Here is a 3,238-nt window from a genome sequence, read left to right on the forward strand (position 1 = left end):
GATGCGGCGTAAGAATGACGGGCCGGCCGGGGCTGGACCAGGCCGAATAGTCATAGTCCGCCAGGATGTTAAGGGCATCGGCATCCAGTACCAGCGGTCCCTTGGTGCCTTCCCACAGCATGCGGAGCCATTCCCCGTCCCCTTCAAACCGGCCAAGGCCGGGACCGGTGGCGGTCACATCGCGTACAGCGCCGAGCCGCAGCACCTCGGCAGCTGTCCCCGCATTCCAGGTGCCGTCCTCCCTGCCGCCGGCCGCGGCCAGCATGAGCTCCGGTGCGGCACCGATTACATAAGGCAGCAGCTTGTCCGGCAGCGCCCAGGTCACCAGACCGCAGCCTCCCCGCAGCGCGGCCCGGGCCGCGAGCAGACCCGCGCCGCTCATCGCAAGGCTTCCCGCCGCCAGCAGGACATGCCCGTAGGTGCCCTTGTGGCCCTCGGGCGAGCGGCGGCGCGACACGTCGACTCCCAGACGTGTCCGCAGCACTTCCGGGGTCAGCAGGCTGGCCTGCACCCCGGCCTCACGGGCCGAGGCAGCAGGGATGCCGATGGAGCGGACCACGACCTGCCCGGCGGCCCCGGCGCCGGGATACTGCACCAGGCCCCGCTTGAGAAACGCGAGGCATACGGTCACTGCTGCATGAATGCACGGCTCATGCAGCTCGCCCGTGTCCGCGTTCAGCCCGCTCGGGATGTCCGCGGACACAATTCTTTTGCCGCTGCTGTTCGCGGCGGCAATCAGGGCCGCATAGGCCCCGCGCGGGGCGCCCGCGCTGCCGGTGCCGAGCAGCGCATCGACGATGCCGCTGCAGGCGGCAAAGTCAATGACGTCCCGGCCGTAGACTACGGCCGGCAGCCCCAGGGCCGCTGCGGCGTCCCGCTGCACGGCCGCTTCGCCGGCCAGCGACTCCGGCGCGGCCGCGTACACCAGCGTGACGGCGATGCCAGCCTCACGCAGGTACCTGGCGGCGGCGAGGCCATCGCCGCCGTTGTTGCCCTTGCCGGCGAGGATCAGCCAATGCTCGCCGGCAGCGTCCAGGGTCAGCGCCCGGTCGCCGCTGACCGCAAAGCCGCTTCCGCTCCGGCCAGCCCGCTCACCATAGGCACTTCCTCCGCGCCGGCACAGCGCTACCACTTCCTCGGCAATTGCCCGTCCGGCATTCTCCATCAGAGCAATTGCCGGAATGCCCAGCTTCTCTATCGTCAAACGGTCCAGCTGCCGCATTTGCTCCGCAGTGACTAGATCCATTGTCCCCATCCCTTCCGCTGCACAATGTGCAGACCTGTTGGACTGTGTCCAGCTATAGTGGAAAAACTCCAACTAATTCACTCGTTTTCAACTTAGATCGGACTTTAAATGGAAAAACTCAATCTAATTTCCCAAGTAACGCTGATTTTAATCCAAAGGGGAGAAATTAGTGGGAGGAAATCCACTACGGTCCTCTCCCCATCCCCCCAGAAGAAATTAGTAGGAGAAAATCCCACTACGGTCTCTCCCCGTCGCTCGGAAAAAATTAGTGGGAGGACTCTGTAGCCCACTAATTCACCTCAGCCCTTCCACTCCCGCTTTTTAGTAAATTGTTCTCGTTTCAGTGATTTGCAGAGAGCTCCCTTATGCCAGCTGCACGGCCCTTCGTCTTACTTTTATCCATTAATCAACATGCAACCCGACAATCAATATTTAAGTAAAGGGTAAGCCTTACAGCGTATTATGCAATAAGCCTTACCCCTATCCGCCGGGACAGAATCCCTGCCTGTCCAAACCATTCCTTGTTATATCTTCCCCGATTCACCGCGCTTAATAAGCTACAGTAAACCGTTCACGGCTGAAATTGCCTTCCTCCAGCTCATCCACCACAGCTACCGCAAAATCCTCCACACTGATGCTGCTCTTCCCGTCCTCATCCGTAATCAGCCGGTCCAGGCCAATCCGGAACATGCCGGTCCGGCGGCCGGAAATAATGGCAGCGGGCGGACTGATGTACGTATAATCCAGCTCTGAGCTCCTATAGATTTCATAAGCATGTGCATGAGCGGCAGCCAGCGGCCGGAGGGCCTCCGGGAACCCGGGCGTATCCATCAGCCATTCACCAGACTCCGTCTTAAGGCTGCCTGCCCCGCCTACAATAATCAGGCGGGCTACACCGGCCTGCTGCATCCCTTCCAGCAGCGATTCTGCCGCCCTGAGCAGATCGTTCTCCTGCCCGGGGCCGGGGCCGAAGGCACTGATAATTTCCCCGTGGCCCGATACCGCTGCAGCTACGGATGCCGGATCCAGAATATCTGCGGATACAATCTGCAGACGCTCATGCTGCAGCTCTATGGATTCCGGATTGCGGACGGCAGCAGTCACCTCGTGTTTTCTTTTTAACGCTTCCTGTACAATCGCTTTCCCTATCGTTCCTGAGGCACCGAACACTACAACATCCATCCCTGCTTCCTCACTTTCCTGAACCTGTAATCAGCTAAAAATAACCCCACAATGTGGGGTCTGCCTCTGCTGTCGTCTATCCAATTATTAACCTCACCGCCGCAGAAACATCCCCTGCGAATCCGGCATTACCGGAACAAAGCCATACTGCCCGTACAGCTTCGCTGCCTCCCCGTCCGCGATAAGACTGACATAGGACTGTGCGGGAATAGTATCCAGATAATCCCGGATTTCACGCACAATCAGTTTGCCTAATCCTTGCCCCTGGTAAGAGGGTTTGACGGCGATATCCGTGACTTGAAAAAAACAGCCTCCGTCCCCGATCACACGCCCCATTCCAATCAGCAGCTCCCCGTCGTATAACGTTACCGCAAAACAAGAACGCGGAAGCCCCGACTCAGCACCCTCAGCACTCATCGGACTTAGCCCCGCTTCCACCCTCAGGGCCAGATACTGCTCTACTGTAGGAGGCACATAGCGGATCTCCGGTTTTCCTGTCATCCCCACGCTCTTCTCCCCCGTTCTCTGCCCAAGCCTGCTTGCAGGCATCCATACTGTTACCAATATATACGACAGCAGCAGCCGCAATCAAGCCGGGCCCGGATAAACTCAGCACTGGTTTTGAAACGTATAGCTTATCTTGACGTAAACTATAAGGAAATCCATGAAACTGTACCCCTGCATATTCTCAGTCCATAAAGACGGGTAACTAATAACAGACGAAGCCAACCTATTAACTTGAAAAGGACCGGTGAGGAATCATGTCATCCTTAGGAAAATTGTTTAAATGGGGGACTTTTGCGTACGAGG

The 3,238-nt window shown here is 58.5% G+C and carries 2 protein-coding genes and 1 pseudogene; all 3 read right to left on the bottom strand.

The window, feature by feature from the left end:
* Positions 1–1,246 (bottom strand): annotated as a pseudogene (locus AQR02_RS25325) (NAD(P)H-hydrate epimerase); the annotation flags it as partial.
* Between the two features lie 549 nt (positions 1,247–1,795).
* Complete coding sequence (locus tag AQR02_RS25330; protein WP_054943156.1) at positions 1,796–2,428, bottom strand: NAD(P)-dependent oxidoreductase; 633 nt, start codon at positions 2,426–2,428, stop codon at positions 1,796–1,798.
* 93 nt (positions 2,429–2,521) lie between these two features.
* Positions 2,522–2,929 (bottom strand): GNAT family N-acetyltransferase, encoded by a 408-nt coding sequence (locus tag AQR02_RS25335; protein ID WP_054943157.1) that lies wholly within the window; start codon positions 2,927–2,929, stop codon positions 2,522–2,524.
* Positions 2,930–3,238 lie beyond the last annotated feature (309 nt).

The organism is Paenibacillus ihuae (assembly GCF_001368795.1).
Classification (GTDB): Bacteria; Bacillota; Bacilli; order Paenibacillales; family Paenibacillaceae; genus Paenibacillus_AQ; species Paenibacillus_AQ ihuae.

Bases quoted from the DNA above. Each gene is read 5' to 3' on its own strand.
- AQR02_RS25335 (WP_054943157.1), bottom strand. From the start codon at position 2,929: ATGACAGGAAAACCGGAGATCCGCTATGTGCCTCCTACAGTAGAGCAG.
- AQR02_RS25330 (WP_054943156.1), bottom strand. From the start codon at position 2,428: ATGGATGTTGTAGTGTTCGGTGCCTCAGGAACGATAGGGAAAGCGATT.